The following is a 19,566-nucleotide window of genomic DNA, read 5'->3' as shown; positions in this document are numbered from 1 at the left end:
AAAATAAAAGGCAGATTTTTTAGATCTGCCTTTTATTTTTTATAAAAGTTGAAAATTTATGGTGCTGGGCTAGCACTTGCGCTAGGTGTTGGACTTGGCTTAGGTGTTGGTGCTGGACTAGCAAGGAAAAAGTAATAGACAAAAACTACTAATAGTAAAATAGCTCCGCCCATTATGCCTAGTTGAGTATTTCTTGGTAAAGCTGCCCATTGTCCTGCTAAACCGCTAGGAGGCTCAACTTTTGGTGTATCTAATCCTTGAGCTTTTAATTCTGCCATTTCTTTGCGGGCAGGTTTATAGCTAGGGTCATAAGTTAAGGCTTCTTCAAACTTAGCTTTAGCTTGTGGGTACTTTTCAGAAGCTTTGTAAATTATCCCCAACAATGTATGATAATTGGCATTATTTTTTTCTTTTTGTATCAATACTGCTAAGTGTTCTTCTGCATCTTTAAACCACTTAGGGTTTTTCATTAGCACTTCTACTAGCTGTACACGATAATCTTTATTATCTGGACTAAGATTAACAGCTTCACGAAATAGATAAGCTGCGCGGGCTAGATCTTGGTTATTAAAAGCACGACAGCCTTGGTTAAATGCTTGTTCTGCCATACCAGGAGATTTAACATCTTTGTTAGGTGTAACAGGTGCAACCCCTTCTGGTGGTTTAGCTGCTGCTGTGGCTGCTGCCATAGCAGGTTGCGCACTAGCTACAACAGGAGATGGACTAGCTGCCATTGGTCTAGCTGGTGCTACTGCGGGTGCTGGTCTTGGTGCAGTTGGTCTAGAAATAGGGCTTTGGGCAACAGGTGGAGTTGGACTTGGTGGAACTGGATTAGGACGTGTTGCCGGGCCACTTGGAGCAGTGTTAGAAGGTGTTGGACTAGGCTGACTCGTTCTTGGAGGTTGTGGAGGTGTTTGGCTAACTTGTGGCATTGGGTTAGGTGGTGTGTTAACACGGCTAGGGCTTGGTGTTGGCTGACTGGTTACAGGAGGTTTAGGAGGTGTTTGAGTAGGTACTTTATTTAATGGCGGATTGCCCCCGCTAGATGCCTTTCCTCTTATCTGTTCATCATAACGCTTACGAGTATTTTCATCCTTTAATTTGTCATAAGCTTCCGTAATTTTAGCAAACACTTTTTCTACAGTATTTTTAAGATCTGTAGAGCTAGTTTTATGTACTCGGTCAGGATGATATTTTTTAGCTAACTGGTAGTAAGCTTTTTTAATTTCACTTTCTGTTGCTTTTCGAGTAACTCCTAAAACTTCATAAAGATCAGCGGAAGCAAAAAAAGCTAGCATTCTGGTGACTTCTTTTTGAAATTTGGCTTCTTCTTCATCAGGGGAACTAGTAGTTGTACTAGTAGCAGGTTTTACAGCTTTAGGAACAATATCATATGCACGAGGGGTATCTTCTTGATTTGATGGGCGTTTCTCTCTAGCTGCTGGTGTAAAGTCATTTACTGGAGGAGGTGGAGCAAGAGTTTTTTTAGGCACTTCCCCAGCAGGTTGTAACAACCCAACAGTATAAAGACCATGCATAGCTTGAAATGCTTCTAGTTCTGGCAAACCACAGATATTAATAATTTGTTGTACGGCAGTAGGTTCATTTAAGGAGAATAATATTTGTGTTTCTTCAGCAGATAATTCTGCACCTGCTAGTACTTCTTGAGTGTTAGTAGCTAGTTTTACTACTACATTTGTATCTGGAAAAGGGACTTTTAAGAGTTTAAGATCTTTAATAGTTCGTGCGCCAGCTAAAATCAAATGTGGAGCAGGTTTAGCTATTTTCCCGCTCATTGCTATTCGTGCGCGTTCTTTTTTCTCAAAAGAAAATGTTCCATCTTCCCAGCTAAAAACAGATAATATAGCATTAGTATTAAGTTCTTGTAAGGCTGTATCTAACTCATTGACAGCAATTAAACCACTCTCAGCTAATTTTTGTGCTAGTTGTTGTACATTAGTGTTAGCCCCAAAACTAGCCATTTTTTCTGCATTAATTCTGCCAGTAGAAACTAAATAATTATTTAATTGATCTTCTGATGAATTACTTAATGCAAATACAGGGCTACCATCTTCAATAAATATTGCTTTAGTTTGTTTATTATAAGTAACTGTCAATATACCATTGGCACGGCTGTTATAAAGTTCGTGTAAAACTTCACTAAAAGAGCATTGTGAGAGTTGGCCTTTCATCAAGCTTATTTGGCGCAACTTAATTAACTTAAGAGCGCAACCTCCTTAGAATCAATAACCAGGATGGATATTTAATAAATTTTTAACATTCGTATAGTAGCGGATAATAGATAAAAAATCTTGCTAATTATATAATGTTGGTGCCGATTTTCCGTATGCAGTTTCGCACCATATTTTATTAAGACAAAAAGATAGATAAGTTCTAACCACTATATAATTGCCAATTAACTAAACTATCGTCTATGATCTAAGAAAATTTTATATAATTTTCTTAACAGCAGAGATCTTGCAACTTTATGAAAAGATTATTACTTAACAGAAAAATTTTTGTCTTTCTCATAGTTTTTCAATTATTAATAGCTGGAGTTAGTGCTAGTAGTAGAACTTTGCCTAGTATACCAGCAAATGCTTTATCTGCTATTACACAAAAGGAACTAAAACGGCACTTATCCTTTTTGGCTTCGGCTGAACTAGGTGGACGATATACTTTTAGCGATGGTAATCGTATTGCGGCTAGATATTTAGCTAGTCAGCTAGAGTCTTTTGGCTACCGAGGTGCGGCACAAGATGGAAGCTTTTTTCAAAATATCAAGTTTGCTGGTGAATTAATTGATGCAAAAAATTCATATATAAAAGTTAGCAGTAGCTTGCCAAACTCAAATAATGAAAACTTTGCTTTTGGAAAGGACTTTTTTACTACAACAGTGACCAATCTTTCAGTTGAAGCACCTGTGGTGTTTGTTGGCTATGGGGTTTCTTTACCAGGGGTTCAGGATGATTATCAAAATATTGATGTTAAAGACAAAATTGTTCTCTTAAGTGCTAATTTACCCAAATCACTATCTAGACAAGCTAGTTATAGCCAATATGGAGCTAGAGCCGCTTATGAACGTGGAGCTAAAGTTGTTTTAGTATTACCAGAAGAAGAAACAACTCCAAATTGGTCTAAATACCGTGTTGAAGATGAAGATTTATTTCAAATGGTAAAAGCAAATGAAAGCAAATTACCTATTATTAAAAAATTACCAGAAATAAATATTAGTGTTAATTTAGCAAAAATTTTATTAAATTCAATAAATTTGTCTTTGACAGATTACTTTGAGGCAGATCAAGTTAGTAAAAAACACTCCACAAAAGACTTAGCAGTTTCTTTAAGCTTAAATTTATCTGTAGAAACACTTTATAAACAAACTCAAAATGTTGTTGCTGTTTATGAAGGTAATGACCCAAAACTCAAAAATGAATATGTTTTACTTAGTGCGCATTATGATCACTTAAAATCTGATAGCAAAAATATTTATTGTGGCGCAGATGATGATGCTTCTGGCACTTCTGCAATTTTAACTATTGCACATGTTTTAGCTGAAGGTGTATTACCTAAGCGATCTATCTTAGTTGTGTTTCATACAGGTGAAGAAATGGGGCTTCAAGGTTCTAGTTATTTTGTAGATGTTGAACCTTTAATTCCGTTAAATAATATTATTGTAAACTTAAATGCAGATATGATTGGTCGTAGTCGGACAGGCGAAAAGATTTCTTTTCTTGATAGAGAATTAACGGATAAAGATAGTATTTATCTGATTGGGTCGGATAAACATAGTAGTGAATTACATAAACTTAGTGAGCAGACTAACACAGAAATTAGTAAGATGAAGATTGACTACACTTATAACCAGGAAAGTCATCCTAGTCGGCTATTTTACCGAAGTGATCATTACAATTATGCTAGACATGGCATACCAATTATTTTTTACTTTACAGGCTTACACGCAGATTATCATAAGTCTACAGATACAATAGAAAAGATAGATTTTGACAAATTAACCAGAATTTCACGTTTAATTTATGCTACAGCTTGGCGAGTAGCAAATTTGGAAAATCGCCTAGTTGTAGATCGCTGGAAAAAATAACTAAATTAAATAGCTCAGGGATTAATAATTAAAATGAGTTGTTTAGGCGGTCAAATTATTAGAGAAAGCAATAAAATTGCCAAACTTGTTGCGGCAATGGAAGTGTTACTTTTGATATTTTGTTTTTTTCTAATGGCTTGGGTGCTTCCGTCAAGAGATGGTATTTCCCCAGAACTAAGACTTTATGTTAGTTTAGCTGTGTTAACAGCCCTTTTTAGTTTAACTTTTGTTTCTCACTTAAATTATCAAGAAAATTTAGTTAGTTTAGGGTTAAGTAAACAAAATTTTTGGCAAGCAGTAGAAGTTTTGGCATTACCAGTATTTTTACTAGCTTTAATAATTATCATTATTGGTTCTAATTTAGGGGGGATACACCTAAAAAGTAAGATGATTTGGCAATTTTTAGGGATACCTTTTTGGGGACTTCTGCAACAATATTTAATCCAAAGTTTTGTTAATAGACGCTTGCAAATAGCTGTTGGGAAAGGTTGGCTAAGTATTACTTTAACGGCCTTAGTTTTTGCTTTGGTACATTTGCCAAACCCAACGCTTACCATTGCCACTTTAGTTGCTGGGCTAGTTTGGGCATATAGCTTTCAAAAAGCCCCTAATCTTTATCCAATAGCTTTATCTCATGGGTTGTTAAGTACATTATTTGCAAATTTTACGCCTAAATGGTTATTGCCTAATATGGTAGTTGGCTATAACTATTTAGTAAAAATTGGCTGGGTGACAACAAATTATTAAGTTGTTATTTTTGGTAGTTTTAGCAGATAATGTAAGGAAAGCAAAAAATTTCCTAAATAAAATTTCTTATCTTTATTAAATAGCAAGTTAATAGCAAGACATTAAATCAGTGAGGTTAATAGCGTGAAAAACGAAGTTACTGCTAACACTGCACAAAGATATCTAGAAAAAGGCTTGGGTCATTATAACCGAGGCGAATTTATGGAAGCGGTAGAAGCCTATCGTAAAGCAATAGAGCTACGTAGCGGGCAATTTTCCAAGGCTTATTTTAACCTGGGACGGGTATTGTCTGATATGGGTGATTTAGAAGGGGCTATTGGCTCTTATAAAACATCAGTTGAGCAACAAGCTAATAATCCAGATAGCTACTATCATTTAGGTTTAGCTTTAGCACGTAAAGGGGTACTTAATGAAGCTATTACTGCTTATCGCACTGCTATTGAACAAAGAGAAGGGATAAACCCGTGGGCCTACCATAATTTAGGAATGGCTTTAATGCGAACAGGTGAACTAGATGCAGCTATAGCAGCGCATAATAAAGCAATTGAGCAAAGACAAGGTGACTTTCCAAATGCCTACCACAATTTAGGATTAACCCTAGCACGTAAAGGTGATTTAACAGCAGCAATAGAAGCTTTTCATAAAGCAATAGGACAACGACGAGGTGCTAGTCCAGAAAGCTACTATGAACTTGGAAAAGCATTATTTCAATTAGGTAATACTGAAGAAGCAATAAAGGCTCTAAAAACAGCAATTGAGCAACGTACTAGTCCATTTGCTTTAGCACATTCAGAATTAGGTAACGCGCTATTTTCTGCTGGTTATATTGATGAAGCTATTGAGGAATTAGGGGTTAGTTTACAGCTTCAGCCTGAAAACCCCAAAGGACACCATACTTTAGGACGTGCATTGCTACGTAAAGGCTTACTAGATGAGGCTGTTGCCACATTAAGAACAGCAATTGAGCAAAGTGAAGAAAAATTCCCGTGGGCCTACCATAATTTAGGCGATGCTTATTTTGCTAAAGGTGAGCTAGATTTAGCGATTGAGTGTTATAGAGTTGCAATTAATCAAAGTGAACGCTATCCACGTGCTTATCTAGAGCTTGGACGCGCTCTTTATAGTCGAGGAGATTTAACAGAAGCTAGCGATTCTTTTCATACAGCTATTGAGCAAAGAGGCGGTAATTTTCCAGAAGCTTTCTATGAACTTGGACGAGTTTATTTTATAGGTGATGAACTAGAAGAAGCTGTAAAAGCCTTTCAATCTGCTGTTAAACAACAACATAATTTTCCTGATGCACATAATGAGTTAGGAATGGTGTTATATAGACAAGAAAGACTTTCAGAAGCGGTTGGTTCATTTCGCACTGCCATACAATTAAGAGGTGGAAATTTTGCTAAGGCTCATAATAACCTTGGTTTAGCTCTTTTTGATGCAGGGCAACTAAAAGAATCTTTAGAATCCTTTCGTGCTGCAATCGCTTGTCAGGCTATTTATCCAAAGGCTTATCGTAATTTAGGACGCGCTCTTTATGCTAGCGGACAATTAGACGATGCTGTTAAAGCTTTTACTACTGCAATTGAACAAAGAAAAGGTGATTATGCTGAAGCTCATCATGACTTAGGATTAGCTTATTTTTCACAAGGTAATCTAGCAGAAGCGGTTGAGTCATATAAAAAGGCTATTGAGCAAAGACCAGATAAACGCTATCCAGAATCTTACTATAGTTTAGGAACAGCTTTTAATGCTCAAGGAAACCTTCCAAATTCAATTGAAGCTTATCGAACAGCAATTAGCCAGCAAAATGGAGTTTATCCCGAAGCTCATTACAGTTTAGGTTTAGTATTAATGCAGCAAGAAAACTTTAAGGAAGCCGAGCAAACTTTCCGTAGAGCTATTGAGCAACAACCAATGTTTCCTTCTGCTTACTACAGTTTAGGCTTAACCTTACATCGAGCAGGAAATTTGCAGACATCTGTAACAGAATTTCGTACTTCTATTAAGCAAAACCCCAATTTACCTTGGACACATTACCGGCTAAGTCGTGTTTTATATGAATTAGATGAGCTAGACACTTCTATTAATGAACTTCAACAAGCTGTTAAATTACAGCAAAATTTCCCAGCCGCACATTGTGATTTAGGACGCGCTTTTTATGATAAAGGTGATCTTAATTCTGCAATTGCTACTTATCGAACAGCACTTCAACAACTTGGCAATTTACCAGAAGCCTTGCATGGCCTTGGACGTGCTTTAGCTGACTCTGGCGATATTAAACAAGCTATTTCCTTCTATCGCCAAGCCATTAGCGTAAAAGCGGACTTTCCAGAAGCTTATAATGATCTTGGTCGTACTTTATATGATATTGGGGATTTAGCAGGAGCAATTGATTGTTATCAACAAGCTTTACAACAGTCTGATAACTTCCCATTAGCACATCGCAATTTAGGAGTAGCATTAGCAGAAATTGGGCGCACGGAAGAAGCTGTAGTACATCTTGAGACAGCAGTAAAACAACAACCCGGTAATTTTTCAACCGCTTACCATAATTTAGGAACAATTTTATTTGAACTAGGAAGAGTAAAAGAAGCTGTAAAGGCGTTTCGCACAGCAATAGAACAATTTCAAGGTCAATGTCCAATGACTCATTTTAATCTAGGCAACGCTCTTTATGCTGAAGGTCATATTGATGAAGCCTTAGCACAATATCGAGTTGCCATTGAACAACAGCCTTATTTTCCTGATGCACACCGCAATTTAGGTAATGCCTTAGCTCGTAAAGGTGCTTTAGAAGCAGCAAAAAGCTATTACCAAGTTGCAATTAAACAAGGTGATACAAATCCAGATGCCTACCATGATTTAGGGCTAGTTTATTACGGTAAAGGTCAGTTAGATGAAGCTATAGAGTCATTTCGTCAAGCATTAAAAGTAAATAAAAACGATCCAGGAACACATCGTAATTTAGGTTTAGCTCTTTATGAATCAGGTGATACAGATGGAGCAATGGCAGCATTTCGCCTGGCAATAGAGCAACGAAAAGGAGATTTTGCACAAGCTCATCATGATTTAGGGCGAGTGCTTTTTGATAGAGGACAAGCTGATCAAGCTATCTCCGAATATCAATCAGCTATTGAACAAAGAAAAGGACATTTCCCTAAAGCACACTATAATTTAGGGTTAGCTTTTAATGCTACTGGAAAATATACTGAATCAATACAAACTTTCCGCACAGCTATAGAGCAACAAAACAATATTTTCCCTGATGCTTATTTTCAGTTAGGGAGACTTTTGGCTAGAGAGATTTCTTTAGATGAAGCCATTAGTTGTTTTTATACAGCTATAGAGCAACGCCAAGGGACTTTTCCAGAAGCTTACTATCATTTAGGATTAGCTTATTCTCGAACAGGTGATGTTAATTCTGCTATTAATGCTTATCGTCATGCAATTGAACAAAGACATGGAATTTATCATGAGGCTTATCAAGATTTAGGACGCGCTCTTTACCGTAAAGGTGATTTAGCAGGGGCAAATGATGCTTATTCAGTAGCCCTGCGTCAGCGTTCGGCTCAATCTCAAACAAATGACAGTATAGAAGTAATGCCAATAGAAACAGATGCAGAAGACCTAGATGTAGAATTAGAAGCAGGTCTAAGACAGGCAGCACCACAACTTTATGATGCTCCAAATAGAGCTAAAGAATACACAGAAGAGGAAGAAGAAAATCAAACACCAAATGTAGAAGAGCAGGAGTAAAATTTTTATTATGGTGCTGATCTATGCGGATTTTGCTAATTGTAAATCCTAGTTCTGGTCGTGGACAGACAAAAAAATTGTTACCTGAACTAAAAGAGGCTTTAGCTGCACATCCAGTTGAATTTGTTGAAAGCCGATCGCAAGATGATTTGGTAGCAATCGCTGCTAAAGCTACTAATGATGGCTATGATGTGGTAACGGCTGTAGGTGGTGATGGGACAATCCATTATGTATTAACAGGTATTATCAATACTTTACTAGAAAAAAAACAAACTCAATCAAAAACTGCTCTAGGAATATTACCTTTAGGCCGAGGTAATGATATTGCTCGGACATTAAAAATCCCCACAGATGTAAAAACAGCTTGTCAAATTCTAGTTTCTGGTAAACAAAAGTTAGTAGATATCGCTAGTACAGGTCAACATGTCTATATTGGCGTTGCTGGCTTAGGTGTAGATGCTGAAGCTACGCGGCTTGCTAATGAAAATAAAATGAAAAGTAATTGGTTGCCAGCAGTGTTTGTTTATGGATATTCAGTTTTACAAGCTTTAATTAGATATAAGGCTAAAGAAATAAAAATTAATTATGACGAAGGTATTTTTGAAGGAAAAATAATGATGGCAGCTATTAGCAATGGTCAAGCCTATGGTGGAGGAATGTTTATTACTCCTATTGCAGAGCTTGATGATGGGCTTTTAGATATTTGCATTGTAAAGGAAGTTTCTAAACTTCAGCTTTTATTAAGTTTTTATCAAGTTTTAAGTGGCTCACACCTTAACCACCCTTATGTTAAATATTTTCGTTCCAGCCAAGTTGTTGTAGAAAGCAAAGAAGAAATGCAGTTTTATGGAGATGGAGAATATTTAGAAAATACTCCTCTAAAAATTAAGCTTATACCTAAATGTTTACCTGTAATTGTGCCTTAACCTTGGGGTTTAATTTGGGTTTTTTGCGAAAGTGAAGTTATGGGAGTTGTTTTAACAGCATTATTTTCATCCGTAAGATCATCAGTAAAATCAACCGCAACTTTTTGAGCAAAAGTATTGTTTGGTAAGTTTGTTAAAATAGGGATTAATTCTTGTTGAAGTTCTAATATAGAACTAAAACGGTTTTTTGGCTCTCTGGCTAAGCATTTTTGAATTAAAGAATCTAAAAGTTTAGTTTCTGGTGAAATAACAGGTAAATGAAAAGTTTGCTTAAGCATATTTCCGATTAATTCATAAACTGTTTTTCCTATAAAAGGCTTGGAACCTATCAAACACTCAACAATTATTACTCCTAATGAAAAAATATCGCTACGCTCATCTACAGGCTCAGCAGAAAATTGTTCTGGAGACATATAGCCAAAAGTGCCAATTATAGTTCCTGGTGCAGTCAAACTATTAGCTTCTGTTGGATCTATTGAATTTAACTTAGCAATACCAAAATCTAAGATTTTAATAATTATTTGGTTGTTATGGTCAGCTATTAAAATATTGTCTGGTTTTAAGTCACGGTGAATAATGCCTTTATTGTGTGCTACTTTAATAGCCTCAAAAATCTGGCTAAATATTTGAGCTACTAATTTAGGCGCAAGGCATTTTTCTTGTTGTAATTTATGCTTTAGTGAAATACCTTTAATTAATTCCATAACCAAATAAGCCCCATCAGTTGCTAATTTTCCATAGTCATAAATAGCAATAATATTAGGGTGATTTAACTTAGCTATGATTTTGGCTTCTTTTTCAAAACGTCTAATTGAATCTTTATTTCCAAACATATTTGCTTGTAAAACCTTAATTGCAACTTTACGAGACAAACGTAAATCTTCGGCTTGGTAAACTGCACCCATTCCACCTTTACCGATTAATTTTTCTAGTTTGTATTTATTATCAATAACTCTTTCAACAGGTAAAGAAAGGGTTAATTTAGTTTTATCATTTGGGCAAAAAGTTTCATTGCTATCAAAGCAAAGATGACAAAATGGGCATTCTTTTACTAAATTAATATTTTGCTCTGATAATTTGTCTAGCACTTCTTTTTTAATTTTTTCTTCTTTGTCTACTTTGTCTAGCAATAGACTATTTTCATAAACAATTGCTAACTGACTAGTAATTGCTTCAAGTAATTTATAGTCGTTTTGTGAATAAGGTTCTTCAGAAAGTTTTTCTCCTAGTAAAAGTAACCCTGTTAAGTTCTTATTTCTTCCCATTATCGGAACAACTAATTGCAAATTTAGGCTTGTTAACCACTCTTTTTCTAATGGAGGTAGAGAATCTATAAAATCAAGTTTTCTACTTGTTGAGTTATCTTCCAATATTTCAATAAGTTGTGAATTAGTCAAAATTGAATTAGGCTGTATGTCTACAGATGAATGACTTAAGGTAAGACAATTTTTATTTTCTTCTTTATAAAAAAATAGGGTGCTTTTTGGGTGCAGAGCTTCTTCTAACTGACTACTAACAAGTTTAGAAATTGTGGTGATGGAATCTAATTTTTTAATCTCATTAATCAAAGCTAAAATAATTTTCTCACGATCATAAGCAGAACGGAAAAAAATTTTATCTAGCCAAGCCATTATTTGGTTACTATAAAATAAACTAATAGTAGTTATCCCAATAAGATAAAAATAGCCTGATGATGGTGAAATAATCTCTCTTATAGTTAAATTTGGATTCCATCCTATTATGAGGGCTACGCCAATAGTTTCAACTGCTAATAAGAGTCTTAAAACATTTTTTGCTAGTAAATATTGTAGACCTTGACGAATTACTACAGTTATATCAAATACTTGATGTTTAATAATTACATAGGCAAAAGAAATTGGAACTAAAGTAATAGTAAGTTCTGCAAAACGAGCAAATAAGAAAAAATAATTACCTGTAAGAATATATTCTTTATCTATAGCAATAAGTATAAAAGAAATAAATTTTTTAGTTAAAGAAGTAGTGATTCCAATAAGTGAGCCATAAGCAACCCATTTGATCCGACGCTTTTGATCTAAACTCTTGATAATGGAATAATTATAAATAATAATAGCAATTAGTAAAAGAAAAGTAATATAAATTAATAAATCCCATAAATTATCAAAAATGTACAGAAATGTATCATTATTTAGTAAAAAACTAATTGTATAAAATTGATCTTTAATATTATAAATACCTGCTAAACAAGCAATTTGTAAACCTATTAAAATAATAGTGCTATAAATATAAAGAAAGTATTTAATAGTAGTCCAAAATTTATTTGTTTTAATTCCTGGCGGAAATTGAGAATAAACATCAAATCCTAGAGGAAAAATTGTTGGATATGAAAGCCAAAGCAAACAATAACAAATAGCACTAAGTCCAGTTAGAGTAGGATTTAAGGTTTTAATAGCTATTAACAAAGAAAATGCAGCAAGACTAAAAAGAGCAATTGTAACTTTTTGAGTTAATCTTTCTTTTGGTTTTGCAAGACCAACAAGTATTGCACAAGCATAAAATACCCAGCTAGAAAGTAAAAAAGTAAAAAATACACCGATTTTTTCATAGTTTCGGTGTAAGCTAGATTTTAAGGAAAAATTATGGATTTCTGAGTTTCGAGAGATTTCAATGGTGTAATTACTATTAGGTATAAGTTTACGTTTTATAGTAGAAATACTATCGATAATATCAAAAGTTTTAGCTAAAGATGTGTCGCCATTAATGGCTAGAATTTTGTCCCCTACTTGCAATTTATCTCTAAACTCAGGGGAGACTTGGCTAATTACATAAGAATTTCCATCTCGTACATATTGCCAACCAAAATCTTTTTCATTTAGGCCCTGGGAATAAAACGTAAGTCCAAAAATTATATAAGCTATTAGTAAAGCTACGGAGAGAAATATAGTTACCCAGAAAAAATGATGCCTGTTATAAAATAATTGCAGGTTTAATTGCATATTTAATTATTTTTAGTGAGTTGAGGAAAAAATTTTTTTCCTTTTGATAACTTTTGCAAAAGGATATGTTTTAATATTTAACGCGGAAAATAAAAAAGCGGCCAAAGTTTTATTGAAGGCTTGCTTGATAACCAAGTTCAACTATTTTATCAATCAAGATTTGTTGGTTAATTTGTTCATGTTCAATTTTCGCATTTTCGCCAGCCAAATCTACAGTAATAGATTTAACTCCTTCTAAATCAATAAGTTCACTTTCAATTAATTTTTTACAAGCATTACAGTGCATCCCTTTGACAGTTAAGATTGTTAGCATAAATTCTCCAAAGTTCTCTAAAAATTTAATTTATAAAATCTTTTTTATTATCTTTATTAATGCGTTCTTCTAAATCGTCCCACATTTTTTTAACGTCTTTATCAACTACCTTAAAGTTTTTGTATTTTCTACGGATCTTAAAAAGTCTAATTTGTTCTTTGAGCCAAAGATCAGCTTTTTTAACCAAATCCCAACGAGCCTTGACGTAGGCTATACCTAACAATACACCAGCAATATGCACAGCATGAGCAATTCCGGGATTTCCTTCTGCTCCAATTGTTCCAAGGAAAGCAGGAATAATTAAAATAAACAAAACAAAGTATTTAATCTTTATAGGAAAGATCATAAGTATGATCTGACGATCTGGATAAAGTGCTGCAAATGCTCCAACTACACCATAAACCGCGCCAGATGCGCCAATTGTTGGGATTGGCGAATGAATATTAATTGCATAGTTAAATAAATCTGATAAAAGTCCAATTGCTAAGTAAAATATTAGGAACCGTTTTTTACCCCAAAGCCATTCTAGTTCTGGGCCAAAAAAGAACAAAGCTAACATATTAAAGAGCAGGTGAAAGAAATCTCCATGTAAAAACATAGAGGTAAAAAATTGCCATAAGAAAAAATTAGAGGTAATTAATTCTGGAGTTAAACCAAAATGAATAATAAACCAACGGTTTTGCTCTACTAGCGTTAGAATTACTTGTATAACAAAAACTATAGTATTTGCAATTACAAGAGATTTTACCGCGGTAGTCCGAGAAAAACCATCCATTGGGTTTTGAAATTTATAGTCATATCGATAACTCATAAACTATTCCTCAAAAAAATACCTAGTTTTATATAGGTTGATTACGTATGGTTACTAGCAAAAACTCTTTTAGCTCTTTAGCAATTATGGTACAGCGTCCGCGCTTTTGCAATGCAAGGTCAACACAAAGTCATTACACTACATCAGATGATTGTTTAGATGCTCAAGTTAATTTTAGGAGAGTGAAATGACTCAAAAATTTTGTTTATTTTTAATTTGTTTTTCTATTCTTTCCTTTATTATCCTCCCAATAAAAGCACAAAGCACAGATGCTAGTGTATATTTCCCTCAAAATGTTGGAGATGAACATGTTTACCGTAAAAGTGGAAAGCTTGCTAAAAGTAATGATGGTTGGACAGATAAAATTACAGACAAAAAGGGAAAAAATTTTACACATTCAAATTTTTGGGGTGATGGAATTAGCCGTAACTTAAAGTTAAATAAGAAGTTTAATGTAGTAGAAAAAGCAAAAGATAATAAATTTGTTTGGTATAAATTTGCTGATACCTCAGAATGGACTATAAAATTAAGCCAAGAAGGGTTGCCTTGTTTAGAAGGTGCAAAAATTAAAGTTACAAGTCGTACTGAGACCGTACAAGTACCAGCAGGTACTTTTCAAAATTGCTTAAAGCTTGCATTTACTACAAATTGCGAAGATGCTGGAATTGCTGAACAATGGTTTGCTCCAAATGTTGGACTAGTAAAACAAACTGAGTCAACAATAGGTGGGCTACTTGTTAGCGAGCTAGTTAAAGCAAATGTTGGCGGAAAAACTTATCCACAATAAAATTATTTTTAGGTTTGGAAAATTTATGAGTGAAGTAGTAAAAGGTTTAGTTCAACTAAAAGTATCAGAAACAACAGAAAAATCAGATAAAAAAATTTTAACAGGATTAAATCTGTTTGAGATGCAACAATTTTTCCGTGAAATTGGTGAGCAGCCCTTTAGAGCAAGTCAACTTTATCGAGCGATTTATAAACATCGTCTTACTGATTTTGAAGCTATAACAGAATTTTCCAAACCTCTTAGAACAAAGCTAGCCAGCCAAACCGTTGTAACAACACAAAGCATTGACAAAAAATTTTATTCTCAAGATGGCACTAGGCGATTTTTATTTAAGCTTGCAGATGATCGGGAAATTGAAAGCGTTTGGATTCCAGAAGCAGAACGCGCAACAATCTGTATATCTTCCCAAGTTGGTTGTCCGCTTGCTTGCGAATTTTGCCTAACAGCACAACTAAAATTAAAACGTAATTTGACGGTAGGGGAAATAGTCGGCCAAATTCTTACAGTTCTTACAGATGTTTATGGTGTAAAACAACCGCCAGATCGACAAATCAATATTGTTTTAATGGGAATGGGTGAGCCGCTGCTTAATTATGACAATGTTTTAGCTGCTATTAGGTTGATGAATGACGCAGAAGGAATGGCAATTAGCACCCGACATATAACTTTATCAACTGCTGGGATTGTGCCAAAAATCTATGATTTAGGAAAAGAAACCGTTCGTCCTAAATTAGCAATTTCTTTAACCGGTGCAACCGACGAACTCAGAAACCGTTTAATGCCGATTAACCGACGTTATCCGCTTAAAGAATTACTTAAAGCTTGTCAAGATTTTCCCTTAAAAGTGCGTGAACGAATTACTTTTGAATATGTGATGTTAGCTGGTGTAACTGATAGCGACATTGATGCAAAACGACTAGTAAAACTACTTTCAGGACTTCGAGCAAAAGTAAATTTAATTCCTCATAACCCGGCTGAAGAATTACCTTTTGAAAGCTCACCAATGGAAAAAGTCCTACATTTTCAACAGATTCTAATTGATCATGGATTGTCGGCTTTTATTCGTCGTCCGCGTGGACAAGATATTTTTGCAGCTTGTGGGCAGCTAGCAGCTAAAAATGAGTCTGAAGTAGCGAGAATGTCAACAGGATTATAAGAGTTAAAAAAGACCCGGTGACTTAAAAAATCACCGGGTTGATGAACTAATTTTTCATCAGCCATTCAGTAAATATGCGGGCTTCCTCATATTTACCACACCAACGAGCACGATTACGGCCTGTTAAGGCCAAAACTTGCGCATGATGTTGACCAGCACGATCTCCTAAGCGGCCAAAATAACGATATAAATTATCTATTCGCTCTACAGATTCACGCGCTGACACAACATCCTTAAAACTCAGTACATTACGAAAAAACCGACTATAGATATTTTGCTCATTAACAGGAGTAGTATAAAGATCTGAATAACCACTAATTAATCCAACTGCTTGCAATACACTCGCTACATAACTTGTCTTAGTTTTTGCCATTTGAGCAATTACTAACATATCTGTAGTACCTTGTTTATAAAGGTTAACAATATAATCTTTTTTGGTTTCTTGTTTTTTATGTTGCTCTTCACTAATTTCTTCTGGCAGTTCATCAAAAAGCGAAGGAGCTACATCTTTTTTACTTACAGTAGATTGACGTGTTTGCATACAAACTACTCCTATCTTTAGAATAACTAAAAGTAAATATTAGTCTTAGTTAGTTACAAGTTTATTACCTAAGCAGAAATAGATCGTTTAGTTGTTTTTAAGTGATCAATAAAAGTAGAAGCTGCTCTTCTGCTTAATTCTGCTACCTTACAGTTAAATAATTCTTGGCAAAGAGCTTCTGCATCAACTCCATTAGCATTAGCAATAGCTCGAATTGCTGCATGTTGTTTGGTTGTTGCCATTTCAGCAATATTTTGTGCTACTGGATTTCTAGGAAAATTTAGAGGTTGACTAGTTGATACCACATCTTCATCATCTCGTTTGTAAAGTTCACGGGCAACACCAAATTTTACTGCTGCACGTTTTAGCGCGTCATGTTCAGCCTTTTTAATACCTATTTCATCATAAGCTGACCCTGTTCCTACGCCTTCACGAGTAACACCCATAATGCTTATGGATGCGGTTATTGCTACTAATTCGCCTACTTGACGTACATCTTTAACTGAGTGTGACCAACGGGGACAAATACGGTCTAACATATCGGCTACTGTATGCCATTCAACATAATCAATTTCATGGTCTACTCCAGTTTTATCTGTCCAACCAAATCTTTGACGAATAAGATCTTTTGAAATTGGTGCAGAAAGCTGTTTTAAGATTTCTACAAAGGCATCTTTTTCAGTGCTTATTTCAATCTGTTTACTTTCGCTTGCTACTAAATCAGGTGTTAAAACAGGAGTACTATTTTCAGCTTTATTAAGGTTTTGTTTCATTATTTTATCCTCAATTGGTTTTTCTTGTTTCATAGGTGAAACAGACTTTGATTTTGTTTCTTGTTTCACAGATGAAACAACGTCTAAATTTTCAATTTGTTTCATAGATGAAACATTTATTTTTTCTGTTTCTTGTTTCATAGGTGAAACAGACAAATTTTCTACTAGAACTTCATTTTCTACATTATTAATAAGTAATACTGCTGGTTCAGTAGAAATATTTTCTATAATATATTCTGTAACAAGCTCTATTTGTTGAACTTCTGGTAATGGTTCTAAATGATATTTTACTGCTAAAATATGTTCACAGCGAAAGCGGGGATCAATTTGTGATTGTTTTTCAAAATCTGGGCAAGCACAACGGATGCGACCTGTTTCATCTCTCCAAACGCGGAAGTTTTCATTATTTTGAGTAGGAGATTTTACTATAAAACCTTGTTCATCTCTATTAACTAAACCCATTTCAGCGATTAATTTAGCTCGTTTGGTACGGACATTTAAGTTTTTGATGGCTGTATTCATTTTTGTTACTCCTTAAAAATTGGTAATTAATCACTTTGTTTCATCTGTGAAACATAATAGCACAAGAAAAATTTTGTTTCAAGTATGAAACGTTTCATAGGTGAAACATTTTTGCAAAAATTTTATTGTTTCATAAATGAAACATTTTATTTGTCAAAAATATGGTAAATGTGCTAATTTTATGGTGGATAAGTTTTATAAATAGGGGATTAACAGCTATGGAACCACTACTTGATGTGGTAGAGCTAGGTGAATATGTAAAAAAGAAGCGGGAAGAAGAAGGGCTAAGTATTCGCCAACTAGCTACAATTACACAAATTAGCCCTCCTACTTTGTCACGAATAGAAAACGGGGTTTGTAATCCAGATAGCCCAACATTAGCACGCTTAAGTAGTTGGCTAGCAATACCACTAGATAGTTTAATGAAAGGCTCATTAATACCAGAGAGTGGAGAAGGCTTTTTAGAGATTGTAAAAGAATCTACTCCAAATGTAATTGAAGCTCATTTAAGAGCAGATCCAAAATTAAAACCAGATGCCGCAAAAGCATTAGCAGAACTATTTCGAGTTGCTTACACCCAATTTACTAGCGATGATTTAGAAGAAATTAAATCATCGCCTAAAAAAGTGGAGTCTAAAAAAACACGTTATGCTAAAGGGCCTAGAAAATAATAAGCTTCCAGAAAGTGAATTACTTCCACCAACAATTAAGCGGAAAATATTTGAGCGTATCGCATTAAAAATACGTGACTTAGCTGCTACTCCGCTAGATCGTGCTTTAGATCCTTGGCAACTGGCTCCAAAAGTAAAATTAAAAGTAGTAGACATTAATCAGTTATCTAAACTTTCAGAAGAAACGCGAAAAATATTATTAAAGAAAAATTCTAAGGATTGGTCTGGCGCGACAACTATGCCGTTGCCTAATGGATGGCGACTGGTTTTTATAAATCCAGGACATAGCCGAGAACGCCAAGTTGCTACTCTAATGGAAGAAGTATCTCATGTTGTTTTAAGACATTCGCCTAGTCTTATAAAAACTCCTGATGAGCAAACTGATCAGACACAGTTCCGGGATTTTAATAAATCTCAAGAAGAAGCTGCTTATGGTGTTGGTTCTGCTGCATTAATTCCTTATTATATTTTGCGTTTATCTATAACAAGAGGTATTTCTATTGATAGAATTGCTCAAAAATTTGGTGTTAGTGAAGATCTAGTGCTTTTTAGGATTAAAGTTTGTAGGTTGTGGGATAGTTATAAACAGTGTAATTGCTAGATTTTAGATAGTTAAAAATGCTTAAGAGGAACAAAAATGAGTCTTAATGTAGTGTTTTGGATAAATGAAAGTGTTTATTCAAGAGAAAAATACCTTAAGTTTTTACAAGAATGTAGAAAAGTGGAAGGAAAATGGTCATTAATAGAAGAACATAGTTTTGATGCAAAAAGTTGTAAGTGTTGCTATGGTTTGTACAAGGATGATTGCCGTAATGCTCATAAAATGTATTTATATGGATATGAAAATGATATAGCTTGGAATGGAGAATTAATTAGTGTTTGGTTTAGTATGTATAAAGAAAGACCTATAGAAGTAGATTTTGCAGATAATGAAAATTACAGTGTATATATTGATGTTGAAACAATTTTATCAAAACCGGATATAAACTTAGCTTTGCAATTTCTTATACCTCTTAAAGCCTTTGAATTTTTTGGGGATATTGTTGTAATTGATGAAAATGGTAAAGCTTATAGTAATACAGATGAGTATTTGGGGTTTGTTAAGGAGAAACTAGTTTATGAGCTTTACCGAGAAGATCTTTACCAAGAATATTTTCTTTCCTGGGTATGTTAAAACTAATAAAAACTTTTCTCCCCAAAAATAATAACCCGCGTAACACTACCGATTTGTTACGCGGGAAGCCAAAACCGAAGAGGAGGAAAATTACCGAAGAAACTTTTAATAAATCCCAAAAGTGCAATAAATTGATATATTTAATTTTTAGAGTTTGTTAAAATTTTCTTCTTGCTGGTTTTAACGCACTAAGAAAGTGAAAGTTCCTGTTTTCCTAAAATTTTTCCTAAAATTTTTCCTAAAATTTTCTTTGCAATGATTTTCCTAAGCTCTACTTTATTAAGATTTTATAAATCACTAGTTATAATGCTT

At 34.4% G+C, this 19,566-nt stretch carries 15 protein-coding genes; 9 read left to right on the top strand and 6 right to left on the bottom strand.

Going from position 1 to position 19,566, the window contains the following annotated elements:
- Positions 1-56: 56 nt before the first annotated feature.
- A complete protein-coding gene (locus tag IPK14_22000) occupies positions 57-2,210 on the bottom strand; it encodes a DnaJ domain-containing protein (GenBank protein ID MBK7995949.1) in 2,154 nt (717 codons plus the stop codon).
- Positions 2,211-2,488: 278 nt separating this feature from the next.
- Between IPK14_22000 and IPK14_21995 the strand changes: the two genes are divergently transcribed.
- From IPK14_21995 to IPK14_21980, 4 genes are all read left to right on the top strand, one after another.
- Entirely contained in the window at positions 2,489-4,102 is a 1,614-nt protein-coding gene (locus IPK14_21995) for a M28 family peptidase (protein ID MBK7995948.1), read from the top strand.
- Between the two features lie 33 nt (positions 4,103-4,135).
- Positions 4,136-4,849 (top strand): CPBP family intramembrane metalloprotease, encoded by a 714-nt coding sequence (locus IPK14_21990; protein ID MBK7995947.1) that lies wholly within the window; start codon positions 4,136-4,138, stop codon positions 4,847-4,849.
- A gap of 123 nt (positions 4,850-4,972) precedes the next feature.
- The gene (locus tag IPK14_21985) at positions 4,973-8,605 is read left to right on the top strand and encodes a tetratricopeptide repeat protein (GenBank protein MBK7995946.1); all 3,633 of its coding nucleotides are present in this window, start codon (positions 4,973-4,975) and stop codon (positions 8,603-8,605) included.
- A 23-nt stretch (positions 8,606-8,628) separates the two neighbouring features.
- Positions 8,629-9,531, top strand: coding sequence for a diacylglycerol kinase family lipid kinase (locus IPK14_21980; GenBank protein MBK7995945.1), 903 nt, complete (start codon positions 8,629-8,631; stop codon positions 9,529-9,531).
- Here IPK14_21980 and IPK14_21975 read toward each other — a convergent pair.
- The 3 genes from IPK14_21975 to IPK14_21965 all read right to left on the bottom strand — a co-directional run bounded on the left by IPK14_21975 (position 9,528) and on the right by IPK14_21965 (position 13,630).
- The gene (locus IPK14_21975; GenBank protein ID MBK7995944.1) at positions 9,528-12,506 is read right to left on the bottom strand and encodes a protein kinase; all 2,979 of its coding nucleotides are present in this window, start codon (positions 12,504-12,506) and stop codon (positions 9,528-9,530) included. The genes IPK14_21980 and IPK14_21975 overlap by 4 nt on opposite strands.
- 109 nt (positions 12,507-12,615) lie before the next feature.
- Positions 12,616-12,819, bottom strand: coding sequence for a heavy-metal-associated domain-containing protein (locus IPK14_21970; protein MBK7995943.1), 204 nt, complete (start codon positions 12,817-12,819; stop codon positions 12,616-12,618).
- 25 nt (positions 12,820-12,844) lie between these two features.
- The gene (locus IPK14_21965) at positions 12,845-13,630 is read right to left on the bottom strand and encodes a rhomboid family intramembrane serine protease (protein MBK7995942.1); all 786 of its coding nucleotides are present in this window, start codon (positions 13,628-13,630) and stop codon (positions 12,845-12,847) included.
- Between the two features lie 187 nt (positions 13,631-13,817).
- On the opposite strand from IPK14_21965, the gene IPK14_21960 reads away from it, so the two are divergent.
- Together IPK14_21960 and rlmN are read left to right on the top strand one after the other, a co-directional pair.
- Complete coding sequence (locus IPK14_21960) at positions 13,818-14,417, top strand: hypothetical protein (GenBank protein ID MBK7995941.1); 600 nt, start codon at positions 13,818-13,820, stop codon at positions 14,415-14,417.
- Positions 14,418-14,442: 25 nt separating this feature from the next.
- The gene (rlmN, locus tag IPK14_21955; GenBank protein MBK7995940.1) at positions 14,443-15,573 is read left to right on the top strand and encodes a 23S rRNA (adenine(2503)-C(2))-methyltransferase RlmN; all 1,131 of its coding nucleotides are present in this window, start codon (positions 14,443-14,445) and stop codon (positions 15,571-15,573) included.
- A gap of 46 nt (positions 15,574-15,619) precedes the next feature.
- Here rlmN and IPK14_21950 read toward each other — a convergent pair whose 3' ends face one another.
- Entirely contained in the window at positions 15,620-16,042 is a 423-nt protein-coding gene (locus IPK14_21950; GenBank protein MBK7995939.1) for a hypothetical protein, read from the bottom strand.
- 140 nt (positions 16,043-16,182) lie between these two features.
- Positions 16,183-17,409 (bottom strand): SWIM zinc finger family protein, encoded by a 1,227-nt coding sequence (locus IPK14_21945; GenBank protein ID MBK7995938.1) that lies wholly within the window; start codon positions 17,407-17,409, stop codon positions 16,183-16,185.
- Between the two features lie 218 nt (positions 17,410-17,627).
- On the opposite strand from IPK14_21945, the gene IPK14_21940 reads away from it, so the two are divergent.
- Genes IPK14_21940 through IPK14_21930 form a run of 3 tightly spaced genes read left to right on the top strand, consistent with a single transcriptional unit; the run spans position 17,628 to position 19,254 of the window.
- On the top strand, positions 17,628-18,080 hold the full coding sequence (locus tag IPK14_21940) for a helix-turn-helix transcriptional regulator (protein MBK7995937.1): 453 nt from the start codon (positions 17,628-17,630) through the stop codon (positions 18,078-18,080).
- Complete coding sequence (locus IPK14_21935) at positions 18,058-18,681, top strand: ImmA/IrrE family metallo-endopeptidase (GenBank protein MBK7995936.1); 624 nt, start codon at positions 18,058-18,060, stop codon at positions 18,679-18,681. The genes IPK14_21940 and IPK14_21935 overlap by 23 nt, the downstream gene beginning before the upstream one ends.
- Before the next feature lie 36 nt (positions 18,682-18,717).
- Positions 18,718-19,254 (top strand): hypothetical protein, encoded by a 537-nt coding sequence (locus IPK14_21930; GenBank protein ID MBK7995935.1) that lies wholly within the window; start codon positions 18,718-18,720, stop codon positions 19,252-19,254.
- The last annotated feature ends 312 nt before the right edge of the window (positions 19,255-19,566 follow it).

This window comes from Blastocatellia bacterium (assembly GCA_016713405.1).
Lineage (GTDB): Bacteria > Acidobacteriota > Blastocatellia > Chloracidobacteriales > JADJPF01 > JADJPF01.
This window is presented reverse-complemented; position numbering and strand designations above follow the sequence as displayed.

Coding starts and splice junctions, on each gene's coding strand:
- rlmN (MBK7995940.1), top strand. CDS start 14,443: ATGAGTGAAGTAGTAAAAGGTTTAGTTCAACTAAAAGTATCAGAAACA.
- IPK14_21995 (MBK7995948.1), top strand. CDS start 2,489: ATGAAAAGATTATTACTTAACAGAAAAATTTTTGTCTTTCTCATAGTT.
- IPK14_21970 (MBK7995943.1), bottom strand. CDS start 12,819: ATGCTAACAATCTTAACTGTCAAAGGGATGCACTGTAATGCTTGTAAA.
- IPK14_21930 (MBK7995935.1), top strand. CDS start 18,718: ATGAGTCTTAATGTAGTGTTTTGGATAAATGAAAGTGTTTATTCAAGA.
- IPK14_21965 (MBK7995942.1), bottom strand. CDS start 13,630: ATGAGTTATCGATATGACTATAAATTTCAAAACCCAATGGATGGTTTT.
- IPK14_21935 (MBK7995936.1), top strand. CDS start 18,058: ATGCTAAAGGGCCTAGAAAATAATAAGCTTCCAGAAAGTGAATTACTT.
- IPK14_21975 (MBK7995944.1), bottom strand. CDS start 12,506: ATGCAATTAAACCTGCAATTATTTTATAACAGGCATCATTTTTTCTGG.
- IPK14_21960 (MBK7995941.1), top strand. CDS start 13,818: ATGACTCAAAAATTTTGTTTATTTTTAATTTGTTTTTCTATTCTTTCC.
- IPK14_21945 (MBK7995938.1), bottom strand. CDS start 17,409: ATGAATACAGCCATCAAAAACTTAAATGTCCGTACCAAACGAGCTAAA.
- IPK14_21940 (MBK7995937.1), top strand. CDS start 17,628: ATGGAACCACTACTTGATGTGGTAGAGCTAGGTGAATATGTAAAAAAG.
- IPK14_21980 (MBK7995945.1), top strand. CDS start 8,629: ATGCGGATTTTGCTAATTGTAAATCCTAGTTCTGGTCGTGGACAGACA.
- IPK14_21990 (MBK7995947.1), top strand. CDS start 4,136: ATGAGTTGTTTAGGCGGTCAAATTATTAGAGAAAGCAATAAAATTGCC.